At 30.6% G+C, this 17784-nt stretch carries 17 protein-coding genes and 2 pseudogenes; 15 read left to right on the plus strand and 4 right to left on the minus strand.

Annotated elements, in window-relative coordinates:
* Positions 1-82 precede the first annotated feature (82 nt).
* From ACERC7_RS05180 to ACERC7_RS05235, 12 genes are all read left to right on the plus strand, one after another.
* Positions 83-1228 (plus strand): hypothetical protein, encoded by a 1146-nt coding sequence (locus ACERC7_RS05180; protein ID WP_373659883.1) that lies wholly within the window; start codon positions 83-85, stop codon positions 1226-1228.
* 21 nt (positions 1229-1249) lie between these two features.
* Entirely contained in the window at positions 1250-2491 is a 1242-nt protein-coding gene (locus ACERC7_RS05185) for an aminotransferase class III-fold pyridoxal phosphate-dependent enzyme (protein WP_373659882.1), read from the plus strand.
* Complete coding sequence (locus ACERC7_RS05190) at positions 2488-3219, plus strand: SDR family oxidoreductase (RefSeq protein ID WP_373659881.1); 732 nt, start codon at positions 2488-2490, stop codon at positions 3217-3219. Before ACERC7_RS05185 ends, ACERC7_RS05190 begins: the two co-directional genes overlap by 4 nt.
* A 15-nt stretch (positions 3220-3234) precedes the next feature.
* Complete coding sequence (locus tag ACERC7_RS05195; RefSeq protein WP_143935231.1) at positions 3235-3924, plus strand: ABC transporter ATP-binding protein; 690 nt, start codon at positions 3235-3237, stop codon at positions 3922-3924.
* A complete protein-coding gene (locus ACERC7_RS05200) occupies positions 3917-4654 on the plus strand; it encodes an ABC transporter permease (protein WP_373659880.1) in 738 nt (245 codons plus the stop codon). The genes ACERC7_RS05195 and ACERC7_RS05200 overlap by 8 nt, the downstream gene beginning before the upstream one ends.
* Before the next feature lie 131 nt (positions 4655-4785).
* Positions 4786-7296, plus strand: a complete 2511-nt coding sequence (locus tag ACERC7_RS05205; RefSeq protein ID WP_373659879.1) for a hypothetical protein — start codon at positions 4786-4788, stop codon at positions 7294-7296.
* A gap of 12 nt (positions 7297-7308) precedes the next feature.
* Entirely contained in the window at positions 7309-8412 is a 1104-nt protein-coding gene (locus ACERC7_RS05210; RefSeq protein WP_373659877.1) for a hypothetical protein, read from the plus strand.
* Positions 8413-8440: 28 nt separating this feature from the next.
* Positions 8441-9349, plus strand: coding sequence for a hypothetical protein (locus tag ACERC7_RS05215; RefSeq protein ID WP_373659876.1), 909 nt, complete (start codon positions 8441-8443; stop codon positions 9347-9349).
* Between the two features lies 1 nt (position 9350).
* Complete coding sequence (locus ACERC7_RS05220) at positions 9351-11249, plus strand: YcaO-like family protein (protein ID WP_373659875.1); 1899 nt, start codon at positions 9351-9353, stop codon at positions 11247-11249.
* 23 nt (positions 11250-11272) lie between these two features.
* On the plus strand, positions 11273-12151 hold the full coding sequence (locus ACERC7_RS05225) for a lantibiotic dehydratase C-terminal domain-containing protein (protein ID WP_373659873.1): 879 nt from the start codon (positions 11273-11275) through the stop codon (positions 12149-12151).
* A 1-nt stretch (position 12152) separates the two neighbouring features.
* The gene (locus ACERC7_RS05230) at positions 12153-12923 is read left to right on the plus strand and encodes a SagB/ThcOx family dehydrogenase (protein WP_373659872.1); all 771 of its coding nucleotides are present in this window, start codon (positions 12153-12155) and stop codon (positions 12921-12923) included.
* Between the two features lie 19 nt (positions 12924-12942).
* Positions 12943-13107: a hypothetical protein gene (locus ACERC7_RS05235; RefSeq protein ID WP_172643155.1), complete on the plus strand. Its 165-nt coding sequence runs from the start codon at positions 12943-12945 to the stop codon at positions 13105-13107.
* A gap of 230 nt (positions 13108-13337) precedes the next feature.
* Here the strand turns inward: ACERC7_RS05235 and ACERC7_RS05240 are convergent, their stop codons facing one another.
* The 3 genes and pseudogenes from ACERC7_RS05240 to ACERC7_RS05250 all read right to left on the minus strand — a co-directional run bounded on the left by ACERC7_RS05240 (position 13338) and on the right by ACERC7_RS05250 (position 14616).
* Positions 13338-13547 carry a helix-turn-helix domain-containing protein gene (locus tag ACERC7_RS05240; protein ID WP_373658827.1) on the minus strand — a complete coding sequence of 70 codons (210 nt, stop codon included), beginning with the start codon at positions 13545-13547 and terminating at the stop codon, positions 13338-13340.
* Positions 13537-13818: pseudogene (locus ACERC7_RS05245) on the minus strand (DUF2326 domain-containing protein); the annotation flags it as partial. The gene ACERC7_RS05240 and the pseudogene ACERC7_RS05245, both read right to left, overlap by 11 nt.
* Positions 13819-13944: 126 nt before the next feature.
* Positions 13945-14616, minus strand: a complete 672-nt coding sequence (locus ACERC7_RS05250; protein ID WP_373658828.1) for a S24 family peptidase — start codon at positions 14614-14616, stop codon at positions 13945-13947.
* Between the two features lie 87 nt (positions 14617-14703).
* On the opposite strand from ACERC7_RS05250, the gene ACERC7_RS05255 reads away from it, so the two are divergent.
* Entirely contained in the window at positions 14704-16236 is a 1533-nt protein-coding gene (locus tag ACERC7_RS05255; protein ID WP_373666329.1) for an ImmA/IrrE family metallo-endopeptidase, read from the plus strand.
* A gap of 54 nt (positions 16237-16290) precedes the next feature.
* Here the strand turns inward: ACERC7_RS05255 and ACERC7_RS05260 are convergent, their stop codons facing one another.
* A complete protein-coding gene (locus ACERC7_RS05260; RefSeq protein ID WP_373658830.1) occupies positions 16291-16983 on the minus strand; it encodes a helix-turn-helix domain-containing protein in 693 nt (230 codons plus the stop codon).
* A gap of 192 nt (positions 16984-17175) precedes the next feature.
* On the opposite strand from ACERC7_RS05260, the gene pezA reads away from it, so the two are divergent.
* Together pezA and ACERC7_RS05270 are read left to right on the plus strand one after the other, a co-directional pair.
* Positions 17176-17652 (plus strand): type II toxin-antitoxin system antitoxin PezA, encoded by a 477-nt coding sequence (pezA, locus tag ACERC7_RS05265; RefSeq protein ID WP_256770380.1) that lies wholly within the window; start codon positions 17176-17178, stop codon positions 17650-17652.
* A pseudogene (locus ACERC7_RS05270) lies at positions 17652-17784 on the plus strand (toxin PezT); the annotation flags it as partial. The gene pezA and the pseudogene ACERC7_RS05270, both read left to right, overlap by 1 nt.

The following is a 17784-nucleotide window of genomic DNA, read 5'->3' on the forward strand; positions in this document are numbered from 1 at the left end:
TTAGTCGGTATATTTTAGCCGGTTAGCTTTAGTCTGCCTGCTAAGTTTAAAGGTCTTAGCAGGCTTTTCTATTATTAAAACTATGGATAATAATATTTTTTTTAAATTAGAGAATTCAGGATTAGTAAGTGTCTTTGTAAATAATATCCCTATTGAAAAATGTACGTATTATAAAGTTTTAAGTATAGCTCGGAGATTATATGGGGACATTATTATAAAATATCCGAAAAGTTATTCTATAATAAGGGATAATCTAAGCTTTCTCCTGTTTAATGATTTTTTTATTAAATTCCGTAAACATATTATTTGGGAACCGTATGAACATAATTTTGATATTGATTTTTCAGTATTTAAAAATGGTTTTTTGTGTTTTTATACAGGGATATATCCAATAGAAAAGAAATACAGTGGTGTAATTCATTTATCAATTGATAATTTTACAAATGTAGATTTAGACTATCTGCTTTTAAATAGTAATGTAAATAGTTCTTTTATTACTGATAATACTTCAACTTTTTGTAACTTTGGGTTAGTTAATGTAGTGCAATTAGCTGACCAGATACAAATTTGGGATAAATCGAGTAGCATTAAAATTGATTCTTTTCCTATCAGTTATCATAACTTTAAAAACTACAAGAATACAGATGTTAAAGTATATGATGGGAGAGAAGTCTTAGTTGATTTATTTACTTTTCAAGAAAGATATGAATTTCTAGAAATGCTTTTTCAGTTTTATTTAACTGGGGAAATACTCGTGAAATTTATTATTCCATATTATAAAAATGAGAATTTTATTGTAGTAAATAATGAATCTTTCATTGATATCGCACGTTTGTCAATTTCTAGCACAAAAGATTTGATTAATTTGGATCTTTTTAATTATTTAAATTATAGAAAACAAGCTAGTAGATTCGCTTTCAAAGATGGTGATTTGGATAATTGCATGCTTCAATTTGAAGATTTTAATCAATTGAACGATGATAAGAATGAAAATGAACTTATTAATGGAAATAAACATATACTAGATAGTTGGAAAATAAAAAATCTATTAAAAAGTTTGGTGATATCACTTCTAATAAAAAAAGAAATTTCAATAATGGATAAAGTATATGTTGAACCAAAAAATTTTACTGAACAATATTATCGGAGATATATAGTATTTTATATAAATCAAGTTAGATACGTAGTAGACAGAGTTAACTTAAAATATTATATTTCCTCAAAGTAAATTAATTTAGAGGAGGGGGCTATGTCGCAAATTTTTTCATCGGTTGAAAGAGAGAGATATAATAATCTGCTAGTTATTGATGGTCACGATGGGTGTCACGTCTATTCCAAAGGTAAGAAGTATTTAGATTCAATTAGCTGCCTTTGGAACAAAAATTTAGGGTACAATGATGAAGAAATCACTGAAGCAATAACAAACCAAATTAAAGTGTGTGGATCATTGAATCCATGGATATCTACCACTGAAATAAATAAGAGCTATGCAGAAGCCCTTTTGAGGTTTGCTGAATATTTGGATGGTAATGTATATTTTTCTTTATCTGGTTCTGAAAGCATCGAGGTTGCTATCAAGGCTACTCGAAAATATCATAATTTAAATGGAAATGATGAGAAAAAATTGATTGTTTCATTTGATAAAAGTTATCATGGAGGAACGATAGGTGCTTGGAGTATATCTGGGACGCAACGCCGATTATTTGAACCCTACTCTCCATTAATGGGAGGACATGTTTTTATTCCTTTTATACATGATAAAGTAACTTTAGAATTCTTCAGAGAATATGTCAAGCAATATCATAAAAAAACGGCAGCAATTATTATTGAACCTATAATTTGTTATGGCGGAGGTTTTGAAATTCCTAAGTGGGTGATGGAAGAAATTGTGAGTATTTGTAAAGATTATGAAATTCAAATTATTTTTGATGAGGTATCAACTGGATTTTATAGAACTGGTGAAAAGTTTGCATATATTGATTTAGGTGTTAGACCGGATATAATTTGTTTATCAAAAGGTATAAACAATGGTATATTACCATTTGGTGTTACAATCTTTAAAAATACCGTTTTTGAAAAACTATCTACTACGGATACCTTTGAACACTTTTCTACACAGAATTTTAATCCGATATTAACAGCGAGTGCTATGTATGTTCTAACAAAATATAAAGAGAAAAACTACAAGAAGAAAGTTCTAAATTTATCAACTCTATTTAAACAAGAAATCGAAATGCAGTTAGCTCCTTATCTTAGTAGATTCTTTATTAAGGGATTGTTTATAACTTTGGAATTCCATAATATAGTAAATCATGAGGTATTGATGTGCTTTTTTGAAGAACTGTTATGTAATGGATTAATTACATATGTATATAGCAATGATACTAATTATGGAATTACACTTGTCCCTATGTTTATTACGGAAACTGATGAAGTTACTGCAATAGTAAATATAATAAAGAAGACGTATGAGGAGATGTTTAAAATATGAAATTTGTATTAGTCACTGGGGCATGTAGCGAAATTGGGAAAAGAACAATTTTTGATTTAATAAAGGAGAATTATTTTGTAGTTGCTTCTGATTTACCCGCTCGGGAGGAAGAATTTTATAATATATTTCGAAATCAAACAAACGTTGATTTTTTTGGAATAGATATACGCAAAAGGTCTACTGTAAAAAATATTATAAGTAAAATCTTTGAAAAATATAAAATTGAATCTTGTGTATTTATAATTGGTAAGAATTTACTAGTACCCTTTTTTCAGTGGGACTATAATAAATTGTGTGATGTTTTTGAATTAAATTTTATATATGCTTCACTATTTATAAAGGATATTGCAGAAGAATTTATCAGGAGGAGAACAGAGGGGAGTTTTGTTGTAATTTCTTCTCAGCACGGAATAGTTGCAAATACTCAAAGGTTGCCTTATTGTGTCAGTAAGTCTATGCTGAGTCAGCTATGTAGATGTTTAGCTTTGGAATTATCTCTATTTAATATTAGAGTAAATTCAATCTCCCCAACATTCATTGAAACAAAAGATAACTGTGAACTATTAAACAGTTCGTATATGTTATTAGATGCAAAAGAGAAAATACCGTTGCAGCGTTACGCCTCTCCTAAAGACATCTCAGGTGCTATTTTATTTTTAATAAGCAGTAGGGCAAAAATGATAACTGGACATGATTTAGTTATTGATGGTGGATGGACAATTCAGTAACAATTGGAGGTAAAAATGATTGAATTAAAAAATATTAAAATTGCTTATGGGGCAGATACTATTTTGGAGAATATTAATCTTAGAATCAATGAAGGCGAAAAAATAGCAATTATAGGAAAAAATGGATGTGGAAAGACCTCTTTACTAAATGCTATATTAAAATTAAAAAGTCCTAAAGTTGGAGAAATAAAATATTCTTTAAATGATGGACAATTCTATAGAAACTTTGGAGTACAACTACAGGATGCTAGTTTTGATGAAAGATTAACAATAAGAGATTATTGTGATTTAATGGAGAGTATTTATAACATAAAAGGCAAAGCTGATTTTTATTTAGAACTGTTTGAATTAAAACAATTGATTCGAAAAAAAATTGCCAATCTATCTGGAGGTGAGCGACAGAAGTTAAATATTGTGTTTTCATTGTTCCATGATCCGCATATACTTATTTTTGATGAAATAACAACAGGTCTGGATTCACTTAGTCGGTCTAAAATAAGAAATTATATAAAGAAATTTTCAGAAGAGCGAACACTTATTATTGTGAGTCATTATATGGAAGAAATCGAGGAACTCTGCGATAGGGTTGTACTTATCAATAATAGAAAAATTGAAATTGATAAAAAAATATCAGCAGTTATAGAGGAATATGGAAGTGTTAGTAATATGTACGAAGTAGTGCTAGGAGGAACTTTTAATGAATAAATTCTTTGGATTGTTTAAAGTTGAATTTTTGAAATTAATGAGAACACCAGTAATTTTATTTTTTGGCTTCATTGCTCCTCAGTTTTTTTTATGGATGCAGTCGACAAATTTTTCTGAAATTACTTTGGAGGGGAAAAAAGTTGCAACGGTTGACTATAGTTTCCCAATGTATGTTTTTTTGACAATATTAGTTATTGGAGTTGGGAATGTTGGGGTTGGTATGTCATATAATCGATTAATCCGATTTTTTAAGCGCTTAAAATTATCTGGAGTATCAACCTTTGATTTTATTATTGCAAATTTTTTGTTGCAACTGTTTGTTGTTACTATCTCGGTAGTTTCTCTTCTTTTAACAGCAATTTATATACTGGATATGAATTTAAATGGAAAAGCAATTTTTTCAATGATAGGAGTTTTCTTTGTGGTATGGTGTATGGTTTACTTGCTAGGAATGATATTTGCAAATTTGACAAAAGATGCTAAAACGTCCCAATCAGTTGCACTTGTTTCATATTTCTTTTTGATTTTTATAAGTGGTGCAACATACCCAGTGGAACTTATGCCTGAAATTTTACAAAAGATAAGTAAAGTATTGCCTACTTATCCTGCTCTAAGTTTATTGAAAGATACTTGGATAAATGGAAGCGCTTCGGCTGTGGATTTTGCTGTGGTGCTGACATTTACAGTAGTATTCTTATTTATCGCTATAAAAATTTTTAAATATGACTAAAAATACTATTTAAATAGTCTAGTAGCAGCCATGAAGTATGAAATTTGAATAATCTTTATTAGGTTGAGATTTCAATTTATATTTTGTGTAGGAGGCTTCTAGCTCCTAAATGATAGGTATTAGGGGGGGTTATGAAAGAATTTCCAATAACCATAATGAGAAAAAATCCTTTACGTCCCAATTGGTTATTTCAATTATCTTCGGAGAAACTACAGTCTTTATATATCCTACGAAAGTTAGAACAAAAAGAGTTTGATCACTTGAAAGAACTTTTGTTGGAAAAATTAGAACAAGAGATTGCAACTATTTCAGGGAAAAACAGAAGTGATTTAGTCGGACTTAAAAGAAAAATTTTTAATGACAATATTTCGAAGATACCTTTAGAAGAATTAAGTTTTGATTTAAAGGAAAAGGTAGTTACGCTAAAGGATTGTAAGAAAAAACTGGATTCTATAAAATTAGAGATTGAGCAAGTAATCGAAAATGAATATCTAAAAGAGAGAGAAATTATTTTCAAAGTTAGTAAAAATCCAAATATTCGAAATGGGATATGCTTTCTATCTTCAAGTGCATATAGTCGATACAAACGGTATATTAGTCAATTACCTATTGTACACAACAAAAAAAATCGAAATTTTGATTATTATTTATTAAAAATACTGTGTCGGGCAACATTGAAATTAAGTCCCTTCAGCACTTTGACTAGTAGTGAAATATTATGTCATTCTTCCTTAGAGGGGATTAAACAGAAAAAGAATTCGGTTCAAATTAATTATAAATTGTTGTTAGAAGTCTTTGAAAAATTAAAGTATTTCAATGATTTCCTAGTGACACTGCATTTCTATATGAATGATACTGTGACCTTTAGTGGAAATCAAGTGGTGTACACTGCTTCAAAAAGCAGAAATGACTCATCAAAGGTATTTGAAACTCTTGATACTTTTTATAAATTTCCTAAAACGAAATTTTTAGAAGATTTATATTATAAGATAGGTTCAGTAGAAAAAATATCATACAAGAATTTATTGAGTTTTATAGCAGATTATTATCCTAGTAAAGAATCACAGGTAATACAGTTTTTATTAGAAAATAAAATGTTACTTTCTGTTGAGTATCTGTCTGAATCTCCTCATATTTTAGAGGATTTGCTAAAATGGATTTCTGATAAAAATAGTAAGAACCCTATAGTAAATAAAGTGTCTTTGCTACTTTTAGAATCAAAGCGTCTATTAGAAATAATAAATTATAATTTTTTACATTCTGAAGTTCAGATTCAATCACTCAAAGACTGTTTTGGGCAAATATGTGAACTATTAAATATTAACAATGTTAGTAGTGATAATTTTATTTATCAAGATATTGTAGAGTTGAGGCAAATTGAAGAAGAAAGTTTAAAAGTTGACAATAAGTCAATAAGAAAGCTATTAATTCTAACGAGATTATTTGATAGTAATTTGTTTTTTCAGCTACTATTCGGACAATATTATTATAATAAATACAAGAGAGAACACAAGAAGGTAGGGACATCAGAAGAAATAGTTCAGGATATAGTTAACATAATCATAAAAGAAGCTCCTAGACTCGCTAATGTTAATTTGGAAACATATTATCCAGATGAATATATGTCAAATATATTGAAGCAATTACTACTTTTTAGAGAGGAATTTATAAAAAATATTTTGAATGGGGTTGATGTGGATAAAACAGTAGTAATAAAAAATGATTTTGTAGAAGAGTTGGAGAACTTTTTAAAAGAGAATGATTTGCTAGATTTTTCAAATAGCATATTTTTTCAGTTATCTGGAGATAAAGTAGTAGTGAATAATATTTACCCAGGATATTTAGCATATTTTAATAGGTTCCTTACATTTTATCCGAAAATATTCGCTATTAAAGAAGTTAGAGAATATATTGACTTTTTAAATTTTGAAAAGAGAATTGCGGATATGTTTTATTGTTGGGGATTTAATGCAAATTCTAGAGTATTGACAGCTGAGAAAATAATTGAAATCCCAAATCACCAAATCAATGTTAAGTATATAAAAAAAGTTATAAAAATGAGTGAACTCTTGTTTGGTGTTGATAGTAACAACAGAATTAGGTTGTTTAACAATAGAAGGGAATTGATAAAAACTATTTTCCAAGGTTCTGTAATTAAGTCAGCAATTCCTGCTCTAGCTGCTACTTTGGATACAATCAGTAACAGTGGATCATTTCAAATTTCTTTATCAAAGCAGATAATTAATAATTTAGTATTAAGTGGTAAAGATAAAGTTACAATTCCTAGGATAGAGTTAGACAATGTTGTTCTTTCAAGACAGAAGATTATTGTATCAGTTTCGTATATAAATGATTTTTTGGATTCGAGATTTCCAGATAAAATAGAGTACATTTTAAATTTTTTAGAAGGAGCTGGTTTCAATACTAAAGTAATGGTCTACTTTGGGAAAATTATAGAAGAAGATAAGAACTATTTTGTTAATCTTGAAAAGCCCCAGTATTTTGATTTTACCAGTATACTTTTCAATAAGTTATTCTTTAAAGAATTAAACAAGTTTGATTACATGGTTATTGAAGAACTCATTCCAAATCTTGATGAAGATGTAATGATGACAGAGTATATAAAAGAGTATACTGAATAGGAGCAATCTATTATGATTTCAAGTAAAGTACGTTGTTACATATATAATTCTAAAATTAGAGGTAAAGTTCTGTATGAATTATATGAATTTATAAATGAAAATAAGCAATTGATGGATGCAATTAATTCAATTAAAGTTGATAGTAGTAATGGTTTTAGTATTCAAATATTACATTCAGGAGGACAGCAAACAACTGTCTTATTAACAGATTTTTTTACTAAAATTTTAGGTTTGTTTAAGGAATTTAGGGTTACAAATAAGAATACTCTTGAGCAGGTAAAAAACCAAATTAACATACTAAATCATTCTGGTCCCAAAATGGATTTAACGAATATAAAAACAGATTACTCAATAGTGGAAGAAAAATTAGATTGGCAAAGTAAAATATCTAAAATTTATCCGAATGTTGAATTTATAAAAATTGAAAAATTAAAATTGATTTTGTTGTGTAAATATAGAAATCAAATTATTGACTTAGAGGATGATAAAAAAAGATTGTTACTATTGAAATTATTATATTTGACTTCAAAGCAATTTTGCTATGATGAATTTAAAGGAGCGAAATTTGGGTGTATGTCATTTTTTTCTCATTATCAAGGTTATATGAGCAGATTAGATTCACTCACCTCAGATAAATATGTTTCGGTTAAACAGAGGATTGTTTCCTCTATTTCTAAATTAGTTGAGCAATATTCAGATTATATTATAAATCTGGATAGAACTTTAGTTGATTCTCCAAGTGATACCTTTGAGAATCAGCTATTTGATGATTGGGATCATATATTAAGCGAAATAACGACATATAGCGAATTATTAGCAAAATCAGGATTGTTATATAATTCGCTAGACTATAAGATTGATAACGTACAAAAAGAAGTAGCCAAGCTAAGTGACTTTCACCAGTCTTTATTTAAAATTGAAGGATTTTCAGATTTTTTTGATAGTTGGCAATTTCAAAGATATAGGTCTCTCGTGAACCAAGTTTATGAAATTTTTTCAATGTTACAAGTAAGTAGTGTAGAAAGGACTGTGTTGTGTGGAGCTCTAAGTACTATTGTCTTTAGTAAGTCAAATTTTAACTATCAAGCTTTTTTTGAGTATTTAAAAGATATGTAGAATTCGATTTTAAAGGAGGCTGAAATATATGGATTATGTAGATGTAATATTGGATGAGTATGGGAGTGTTTTTCTGATAAAGGATTACATAAAACTAGAAATTAATAATCTAGAACTATATCGGTATTTTAGTAGCTTTGGAATGAGTCATCTTCAATTTAGAAAAGAAGAGCTTCCAGGAAAATTAAAGCAGTTTGATTTTGAAAAAAATAAAAGTGAAAGTTATTTTTCTAAGAAAAATAGTTTGATTGATTTTATTAAGAGAAATTATTTTTATGATATTAAGTTATATTCTGATAATCCGAAAAATCCGATAGAGTCTTGGGAAAATAAGACAGAAAAAATTAAGATTGCTAAAAGTGCAGAAATTCTTTGGAGTGAAGTAGCAAATTTTTCGTCAATTTCTAAATCTCCTTATTATTGCTTGTTATATAATTTAAAGAATACTGAAAATTACATATTGATAATCAGTAAGACATATTTTTCAGCCATCCAAAAAATGGTTTCGTATAATCTAAATAATTATTTTGAATTAGAAGATGTTTGTTGTAAAAGCATAGTGAGTAAGCGAGAATTGATAGAAAACTCAATTAATATCAACAAAAGCAAAATGAAACTCCTAAATGCTTGCGAAGGTAGTAAAGGTTACACAAGAAGAGTGTTTAAGTACAATAATATTTTTGTGGGGCAATTGGAATTTCACTCTAACATAATCTTTTCAGAAATTGCCTTAAATGAATTAAGTATTGTTAAGCTTTTAGATTCTGTTGAAAGTGTTTTATCTGAGCAACTATTTGGAAAATTAAATTGGGATAATTTATTTGTTGTTTTATCAGATGATTTTAATGATTATCTGGATATAAATGAATCTCAAAAATACTATTCAAATGGTTCTTTGAGAGGACTGGAGCTTGGAATCTTTATGGGAGAGGTTTAAAATGAGAATAATTGAAATTGTTGATGTTGAGGACCAACTTTTACAACTTTTAAGTGCACATACCAATATTGATATTAGAGCACAAGAGTTATCAACACTTAACCCAGATTCAAAAGTTGATTTGATCATATACTTGAAATCTCGACGTGATATTGAAAACATAAATAATATTATTATTAAATCACCTAACAGGAATATCGTTTTTATAATAAATGCTTTTAATATTATATATGCATTGTATTTTCCAAAATCAACATCTAGACCTTGTTTGAACTGTCTATTATTAAAACTTAAAGATAACAACCCTGAGCATAATCTATTATTATTCCTGAAATACGGAACATTACCTAGTAAACATTTTAATCTTGATAATAGGTTAAAATCAAATTTAATACTATTTAATGAGAAGTTAGACCCTAAGGTAGAGGAGTATAGTATTGAGGGGGTAAATACTACAAATTTTACTTTCCATTTTAGTTGTAGCTGTGAAAATAGTAGTTACGATATGTCGGAAAGAATGGCAGATATTCTACTTGGTGAAGGAAAAAAATTATCTCCTAAAAATTATCGTTTAAAAAAGAGTGAGCATCTATTCGATTTTACTAGATATCTAGATAGAAATTTTGGATTTTTTCATCATTCATATGATGAAAAAATTTCCGAATATGCGCCTCTCCATGCAGTAGAGATTAATGTTGATGCTGGTTACGAGTCAGGCTGGGGAAGGACTTTTATGACAGAGGCTGCAACAAAATCTGCTTTTTTAGAGTCATTAGAGAGATACTGCAACTCTAGAAATAGACGCTATAAAAAATTAATTAGAGGGTGTTTTTCTGATTTATCTAAAAAGTACAATACATTAAATCCTGTTGATTTTTGTCTTTCTAATAAAGAATATAGAGATAGTTCCTATAAATTTCATGATTTTGATTCTGAGAAAAATTATGATTGGATATTTGGTAAAAATATAACTACCGGAAAAATTTGCTTATTGCCCTCGCAACTAGTATTTTATAAAGACTTTAGTAAAAGCGAAGAAAATGAAAGGTTTGTTTATGAAACATCAAATGGATGTGCTTTGGGGAGTAGCATTGAGGAAGCTATTTTTTATGGGATTTTAGAAATTATTGAAAGAGATAATTTTTTACTTACATGGTATTTAAAAGAAGAAGTAAAACAATTATCATGGGAATCTTTACCATCTCGCCTACGTATTATTAATGAAAGACTAAAAGAGGATAACTGTGAGCTCAAACTTTTTAATATAACTAAAGAAGTGGGCATACCAGTAATTTGGGCATTGTATATAAATCATAATGAAAATGCTAGTATTCGAAGTTTTTCAGCTGCAGGCTGTCATATTAATCCTTTAAGTGCAATTGAATCAGCAATTTTTGAAGTAATAACCTCTGTGCCAACTTTTGAAAGATTAATTGAAGTTAGAAGTAAAGAGTCATTTATTGAGGAGATTCAGAATAATTTTTCTTTAATACGAGATATTGACGATCATATATTGTATCATGCTCATGCGGATTATAAAAATAAAATGCCCTTTTTATTTAAAAATAATTATAGTGAATATCAAAATGAATTTGATGAGAATAGAATTTTTAATACTTATTCACATGCAACGCTTACCTCAGATTTACAGGCACTAATAAAAATTATTGAAAAAAAATTTGGAGATATATATGTAGTGAATATAAGTGATAAAGTTTCCGAAAAATTTGGACTTTATTGTGTTAAAGTGTTGATTCCTGGACTTCTTAATATGTCATTTGGACATTCAAATCGGCGTGTAAATATAGAGAGGATAAAAAATTATGTAGATTATAGAGGGGGAAATGTAAATAGTATTACATTGAATTCCATAAACCATCTTCCCCATCCATTTCCATAAGATTATATATAAAGGAATAATAAATGAAAAGAGATTGGAAATCAAAGCATTTATTTTATCATGATGTTCAACAATTTGATAAATTGGTAATCTATTTATCAAAATTTATGGATAAATTAGTTAATCAGAATCAGATTGAAAAATATTTCTATATTCGTTATTGGGAAGGGGGGCCTCATATTCGATTAAGATATTTGGTGAGGGATACACAAAATTTCGAAACAATTGATAGTATGATAAATAAGTATGCTTATAAATTTTGGGAGAATAATCCTCCAACGAAGTTATTAAATAAGACCGATTATAAGAAAATTTATAATGAGAGTATTGATAACAACGGAAAGATGGATAGAAAATTGAGGAAAAATGCGACTATTGAAAACATTGCCTATATACCGGAAATAGAGAGATATGGCGGGGAAGAAGCTCTGATAGTAAGCGAAGATCTATTTTGTATCTGTAGTCAGATTTCAACTGCGTTACTTAATGTGGTAGATAACTATTATTACGAAAAAAAATTCTTGTGTAAAATTCTATTGACTTTCTATATTATTTTTGTATTTCATAACGAATGTAATTTAACAAGTGAAGAAATTTTAAAGATGGATTCCTATGCTATTAATTTCTGGGAGAGTAAAGGGGTCGGTATTGACAAAAAAATCTTGGAATTTATTCAAAAAAATATTACAGTTATTAAAAATAAAAATTTTTTGAATAAAGATTTTGATATTTATGTTAAAAAGATTCATAATTTATTCTTTGTCATTTCTACTTTAGTTTCAAAAGAGCAATACATGGGGATAGTTTCTTCCCAAATACATATGTTCGCAAATAGGATGGGAATTTCTCCCACTATTGAAGTTACCATGCTAGATTTTTTTCTGAGGGAGAATTCTGATTAATATGGAAAAATATTTTTTTGATATTTCTATTTTTGAAAAAATAAAAAAAGTATTATCATACCAATCTAAATATTGGGAAATATCGAAGCCTAGGGATAAGTACAGTTTCAAAAGTCAAAATAGAATATCTGGCTCTAATAGCATTAAATTTAAAGATTTTGAGTTAGATTATGAACTGGAGTCACTTGATAAAATACTTTTAAAAAGGAGATCGTCTTTACTAAATGAATTTGATAAGAATGTGAGTTTTGACAAACTGATTTACTTGTTGAAAACTGTATTCTCTCCTACAAATTGCAAGTTTGTATTTGGAGAAGAGGTTCCTTTATTTAGCTATCCTACATCAGGTGCGTTAAATTCAATTACTCCTTTTGTTTATATTGATAATATGGATGAAGTAAAGAATGGTATATATGAAGTAAAGTATGACGGACTTGAATTTAAAAAAAGTATGAATATTATAGACTTAGAAACATTTGCCCCAATAACAAGTAAAAACAGTGACGTACAAAATAATTCATTTAAAAAGGTAAATATGATAATTATGTTATGTTCGAACTATGAAAATATTTTCAATAAATATGGATTATTAGCTTATCGACTTTTGCATTTAGAGGCTGGTCATATTGCACAAAATATCCAGCTTGTTTCTACTGCGCTAGGAATAAAAAGTTTACCGATGGGAGGTTGGTTTGATGATAAAATAGAAACTTTTATTAATGAAATTAGTGATAAAAAAAATATTTATCTCTATGCAATTGCAGTTGGATAAATTTAAGGAGGAAGTGTAGATGAACGCAGAGGATAAATTCCGCGAACTAGAAAATGAAAATAAACTTCTAAAACTTCATAACAAGGAGCTTGAGAATGAAATTCAAAATGGATGGAAATTTTGGATATGGGTAGCTGTCCCTATTTTAGGTTTGATATATGCTATTATTCAAAAAATTTTTTAATTATGCTAGTTTGTCAGGTTGAGTAGTTTTTGTTCAAAATTTAATAAACTTTTTTCAATGAAGATTATCTAAAGATTGCTTCTCAGATGAGAATGGCTTCTCTATCTTATATAAATTATCTTCATAGAGTGTCCTGTTATTCATGTTATCACAGAATAGATAGTTTTTTTTGAATCAATAGAAAAATCAGCCTGAATCATTTAGGCTGATTTTAATATCTGCAGTAACCATCATTCAATATACGGTATAATTTCCATAATATCCCCAATCTGACAATCTAGTACTGTACAAATTTTTAAAAGTACATCAGTAGTGACATTCTCTCCCTTGCCTAACTTTGCAATGGTTGAAGTGCTGATTCCTGTTTTTTGCTTAAGCTTGGTTTTGGTCCAACCTTTATCAATAAGAAGTTTCCATAATTTATTGTAGCTAAACTTCATCTGAGTTTTCTCCTTTGTTCCATGAAATACCGTAGAGTTCATTTCCGTCACTAGAGAGTCTCAATACAATATTTTCTGACAAGAGTTTATTCGCTTCTGGAGAATATGAGCTTGCTTTATCGAAGGCTAAAAATACTTGTTTATTCAATGAGTTTGATTGGTCATATAGTTTTAATAGAGCTTCGGTTGCTTGGTAACTAATATTACTCAAGAGTAATGAGTCGTGTGCCAGTGCTGGCAGGTTAGTGAGATAGAGTATTGCTAAGTCGAATCAAATTACCCTTATATATTATTGAATCCTCATATCTTAAGAATGATTTTTCTTATCATAATGTTAAATTTTTATGTCTTTCGTATAATATGTGAAGTAGGTTCGGAAAAGTTTTGATGAATTATACTATTCTATAGGCATAAAATTCCCAACTATTTTCCCCACAATCCTTGGCTCATCCTCTGCTGGTGCGAACTTATCTGGATAATCTTTGTTGATGGAGACGAGACGGAAGCCGTTGGCTTCAAGGTAGATTTTCTTGATATAAACTTGCTCATTCCATGCCACCGCATAGACGGCTCCGTCGTAATCAAAACCTCCTTCACGGATGAGGGCGACTTCCCCATCTTGGTAGACAGGTTCCATGGAATGACCAGTAATCCAAGTTGCCACATCGTAGAGATATTCCTTGTCGGTAAAGACCTCTCTGGTCTCGTATTCGTCGTAGAAACCAGAGCCATGTCCTGCTGAGAGAGCGATATTATCAAGAACTTGTACACTAAAGAGAGGCATAACTTTTTGTGCCCTGAGAAGGTCGTGAGTTAGCTCATCGACCTTCTTTTTGTTTGTCTTGTTGAGCTGTTTGTAGAGGGTGAGGTGGGGGTGCTCCTCGTACAAGTCTTGGATGTTAATATCTAGGACTTGAGCGAGTTGGTCTAAGTGTTTTTTATTTGGGACAGCTTTCCCAGTTTCCCAGGAAGATAGGGCAGACCTTGTAATACCTAGTACACTCGCAATAGCAGTCTGGGAAAGATTTTTTTCTTGTCGATGTTGTTTGAGTTTTGTGGGTGAGAACATGGTCTTTTCTCCTTGTCGATTTATAACTTGACAAAATTATACCATAAGCTATAATAGAATTCAAGATAAAAGAAAAGGAGTCCTGCCATGTCCAGACCATCTCTTGAAACCTATATCCAAAAGAAGTATTATAATCTCCTTTTTACTAAGGCCAGGGCGTTTTTGATTGAACACAGAGAGGAGATTGATTTATCAACTAGAAATATCCGAAATCCTAGGAATTATATCGAGTTGATAGATATTGATGTCTATGCTATTTACACCTCTATGTTAGACAATAACCGTTTGGAGATGGAGATTGTGGTGACTGCCTTTGTGGAAGTGAGCGAACGGTATAAGGGAGAATTAGAGGTAGATGAGAAAACCATCTGGCTCTCAATGGTCACAGAAGTTGTCCTAGATAATGGTATTCAGTCTTTTGTGGTTCAATCCGTTGACCTGAAAGAACAAAATAGACGGTGTAGCCGTTTCCTCAGTCGGTCAGGTGTACCCTATATCAAAAAGACAGATTTTGATGAGTTGGCTAACGCTTTTCTAGCCCAATACTATCCACAAGCTCTCAAGTCACCTACCAAGATTGACGTGACTGAACTTGCGGCTGCTATGGGGCTTACCATCATGGAAACCAAGCTCTCTTCTGACTTTTCCATTTTTGGTAAGATGGTTTTTAAGGATACTGAGATAGAGACTTATGATGCTAACAATCAAGCTATTAGGCGATTAATCAAGAAAGGAACAATTTGTGCAGATGAGGAGGTTTCTCAAAAACGAAATATTGGCTCCCTAAACAATACTATTATCCACGAGTGTGTTCATTGGGAGTTTCATCGCATTTATCATGAATTGCGTATGCTTGTGGATGAAACTCATGATTCGGTATCCTGTCGAACACAGGAAAACCTGTCAGATGTGGCCAACTGGACTGATTTAGACTGGATGGAATGGCAGGCTAATAACCTAGCTCCTAAAATCCTTATGCCAAAGAAGCAGACAAGACAGAAAATTGAGGATTTCTATCGTGCCTTATCATCCATTTATAGTGATCTGTCTAAGATTGAAGTCACCACAGAAGTGGTGGATAGTCTGGCAAATTTCTTTGGGGTATCCAGACAAGCCGCAAAAATTCGGATGATTGAGTTAGGCTATAAAGAAGCTCATGGTGTCTATAATTATTTGGATGACCGTTATCTGAGAAACTACAGTTTTGAGCTAGATGCCTTTAAGGACAGGCAGACCTATACGATTTCTTTCACCGAGTTATGCTTTCAATACTTTTCTAATGTTCGTTTTAAGGAGGCCATTGATAGTCAGAAGTTTGTCTTTGTGGATAACCATGTCTGCCTAAATAATGATAAGTATATCGAGACTTATGAGAACACTATTATCATGACCGATTATGCTTATGAACACATGGATGAGTGTTGCTTACGCTTTACTTTTTCAGACCGTAATGCTAAGAAGACGATTAGCTCGGAAGAGTTTAGTGATTATGTCCTCAACCGTACAAGAGTCAAATCTGCTTACGACATCAAGGTCGATTTTATGGAGGATATGGGCAATAATGGTTTGGTAGAGAGCTTAGCTCCTGAGAATTTCATGAAAAGGGGTGCCTTTTCATAAAATAGATACGGTTATCTCTGAGATAAATCATTTCTTTAATATTGACTGACATATTTAAGCTCCTATAACAGGCATAAAGTGACTTACGACAAGTCCCACGATACGAGGATTGTCTTCATAAGGAATCCATTTATCAGGGTAGTTATCGTTGAGGGATACCATTCTAAAGCCATGTTCTTCTCGATAAAGTTTTTTGATATAGACAGAGTCATTCCAGGATAGGGCGTAGACGGCACCATCATAATCAAAACCGCTAGCACGGATAAGGGCTACTTCGCCATCAAGATAGATGGGTTCCATAGAATCTCCTTTAATCCAGGCAGCAATATCATAACCATACTGTTCTTCCTCAGCATAGACGGTTTCTGTCTCGTATTCCTCAAAGAGCGATTCCCCAAGACCAGCAGAAAGTGAAACATCAGATAAGACCTCAACTGCAAAAAGAGGAATTACTTTCTCTTGTGATTGTTGTTTTTGAAGTAACTCATCAGCATACTGATCAACCTTTCCTTGATTTTCTGATGAGAGCTTGAGGTAAGTATTGACTATATTGTACTCAGATTCAAAATAAGTTTCTGAAACATCCAAGATAGTCGCTAGTTGTCTGAGATTATTTTGATTTGGCTTCGTTTTTCCATTCTCCCAGTTGAAGTAGGAGGAACGATTGATATGAAGTTTATCTGCCATAGCAGATTGTGAATAACCTAAAACTATTCGTCTTTCTTTTAAACGATTTCCTGAAAACATACAACCTCCTAATCCATTTGTTGTTTTATAAACTAACAAAATTATATCAAAAAAATTTAAAGTTGCAACAGAAAATATCACTTCCTAAGTCACTAATATTTTAATAATTATAAATAAAATAGATAACGCACCATTTTTGGTGCGTTATCTATTTTTGTGATATAATAAAGAAAAAATCAAAGGAGACTTTTTATGATTGGAGAAAATATCAAATCGTTACGAAAAACGCATGATTTGACCCAACCTGAATTTGCCAAGATAATTGGAATTTCTCGAAATAGTTTGAGCCGTTATGAAAATGGGACAAGCTCGTTATCAACAGAGCTCATAGACCGTATCTGTCAGAAATTTAATGTATCCTATGTTGATATTGTAGGAGAAGAAAAAATGTTAACACCAGTGGAAGATTATCAATTAACCTTAAAAATTGAAGTTATCAAAGAGCGTGGCGCAGCGATTTTGTCCGAACTATATCGCTATCAAGATAGTCAAGGAATTACTTTTGATGATGAGACTAGCCCTTGGATTTTGATGAGTGATGATTTGTCTGATCTTATCAATACCAAGATTTACCTTGTCAATACTTTTGATGAAGTGGAGCGTTACAATGGTTATTTAGATGGTATTGAGCGAATGTTGGAGCTTGCTCATCATCAGGTGGTGGCTTAATGCGGTTAGAAGAATTTAGCAAAGATGACTTTGACTTAGCCTTAAAACGAACTATTCGTTCCTTAACTCGTGGCAAAACGACATCAGTTACCCCAAAAGCCATCTTACTTGGTGGGGGGGGGGGGGGGGGGG

This window comes from Streptococcus sp. E17BB, assembly GCF_041807725.1.
GTDB lineage: Bacteria > Bacillota > Bacilli > Lactobacillales > Streptococcaceae > Streptococcus > Streptococcus entericus.